Annotated in this window: 1 rRNA gene; it reads left to right on the forward strand. The window is 56.4% G+C overall.

Annotation, left to right across the window (positions count from 1 at the left end):
- Positions 1-2,365, forward strand: a 23S ribosomal RNA gene (locus tag ACFV9W_RS39055); the annotation flags it as partial.
- Between the last annotated feature and the right edge of the window lie 23 nt (positions 2,366-2,388).

Raw genomic sequence — 2,388 nt, forward strand, 5'->3', positions numbered from 1 at the left:
TAGTAGCGCGCTCAAGACCCGAAGCGGAGTGATCTAGCCATGGGCAGGTTGAAGCGGAGGTAAGACTTCGTGGAGGACCGAACCCACCAGGGTTGAAAACCTGGGGGATGACCTGTGGTTAGGGGTGAAAGGCCAATCAAACTCCGTGATAGCTGGTTCTCCCCGAAATGCATTTAGGTGCAGCGTCGTGTGTTTCTTGCCGGAGGTAGAGCACTGGATAGGCGATGGGCCCTACCGGGTTACTGACCTTAGCCAAACTCCGAATGCCGGTAAGTGAGAGCACGGCAGTGAGACTGTGGGGGATAAGCTCCATGGTCGAGAGGGAAACAGCCCAGAGCATCGACTAAGGCCCCTAAGCGTACGCTAAGTGGGAAAGGATGTGGAGTCGCAGAGACAACCAGGAGGTTGGCTTAGAAGCAGCCACCCTTGAAAGAGTGCGTAATAGCTCACTGGTCAAGTGATTCCGCGCCGACAATGTAGCGGGGCTCAAGCGTACCGCCGAAGTCGTGTCATTCATACAACAGCCCCAACGGGTGTGTGGATGGGTAGGGGAGCGTCGTGTGCCGGGTGAAGCAGCACCGGAAGGTAGTTGTGGACGGTTCACGAGTGAGAATGCAGGCATGAGTAGCGATACACACGTGAGAAACGTGTGCGCCGATTGACTAAGGGTTCCTGGGTCAAGCTGATCTGCCCAGGGTAAGTCGGGACCTAAGGCGAGGCCGACAGGCGTAGTCGATGGATAACCGGTTGATATTCCGGTACCCGCTGTGACGCGAAAGACATCGAATCCAGTGATGCTAAGGCCGTGAAGCCGTTCCGGACCCTTCGGGGAATGGAAAGTGGTGGAGCCGCCGGCCCAAGCTGGTAGTAGGTGAGCGATGGGGTGACGCAGGAAGGTAGTCCAGCCCGGGCGATGGTAGTCCCGGGGTAAGGGTGTAGGGCGCTGTCCAGGTAAATCCGGACAGCTTGTGCCTGAGACCTGATGCCGAGCCGATTGTGGTGAAGTGGATGATCCTATGCTGTCGAGAAAAGCCTCTAGCGAGTTTCATGGCGGCCCGTACCCTAAACCGACTCAGGTGGTCAGGTAGAGAATACCGAGGCGTTCGGGTGAACTATGGTTAAGGAACTCGGCAAAATGCCCCCGTAACTTCGGGAGAAGGGGGGCCATTCCTGGTGATAGCACTTGCTGCTTGAGCTGGGGGTGGCCGCAGAGACCAGCGAGAAGCGACTGTTTACTAAAAACACAGGTCCGTGCGAAGCCGTAAGGCGATGTATACGGACTGACGCCTGCCCGGTGCTGGAACGTTAAGGGGACCGGTTAGTCACATTTCGGTGTGGCGAAGCTGAGAACTTAAGCGCCAGTAAACGGCGGTGGTAACTATAACCATCCTAAGGTAGCGAAATTCCTTGTCGGGTAAGTTCCGACCTGCACGAATGGCGTAACGACTTCTCGACTGTCTCAACCATAGGCCCGGTGAAATTGCACTACGAGTAAAGATGCTCGTTTCGCGCAGAAGGACGGAAAGACCCCGGGACCTTTACTACAGTTTGATATTGGTGTTCGGTTCGGCTTGTGTAGGATAGGTGGGAGACTTTGAAGCGGCCACGCCAGTGGTTGTGGAGTCGTCGTTGAAATACCACTCTGGTCGTGCTGGATGTCTAACCTGGGTCCGTGATCCGGATCAGGGACAGTGTCTGATGGGTAGTTTAACTGGGGCGGTTGCCTCCCAAAGGGTAACGGAGGCGCCCAAAGGTTCCCTCAGCCTGGTTGGTAATCAGGTGTTGAGTGTAAGTGCACAAGGGAGCTTGACTGTGAGACCGACGGGTCGAGCAGGGACGAAAGTCGGGACTAGTGATCCGGCGGTGGCTTGTGGAAGCGCCGTCGCTCAACGGATAAAAGGTACCCCGGGGATAACAGGCTGATCTTCCCCAAGAGTCCATATCGACGGGATGGTTTGGCACCTCGATGTCGGCTCGTCGCATCCTGGGGCTGGAGTCGGTCCCAAGGGTTGGGCTGTTCGCCCATTAAAGCGGTACGCGAGCTGGGTTTAGAACGTCGTGAGACAGTTCGGTCCCTATCCTCTGTGCGCGTAGGAATATTGAGAAGGGCTGTCCCTAGTACGAGAGGACCGGGACGGACGAACCTCTGGTGTGCCAGTTGTCCTGCCAAGGGCATGGCTGGTTGGCTACGTTCGGAAAGGATAACCGCTGAAAGCATCTAAGCGGGAAGCCTGCTTCGAGATGAGTATTCCCACCCCCTTTGAGGGGTTAAGGCTCCCAGTAGACGACTGGGTTGATAGGCCAGATCTGGAAGCACCGCAAGGTGTGGAGGTGACTGGTACTAATAGGCCGAGGGCTTGTCCTCAGTTGCTCGCGTCCACTGTGTTG

This window comes from Streptomyces sp. NPDC059897, from assembly GCF_042730865.1.
Lineage (GTDB): Bacteria > Actinomycetota > Actinomycetes > Streptomycetales > Streptomycetaceae > Streptomyces.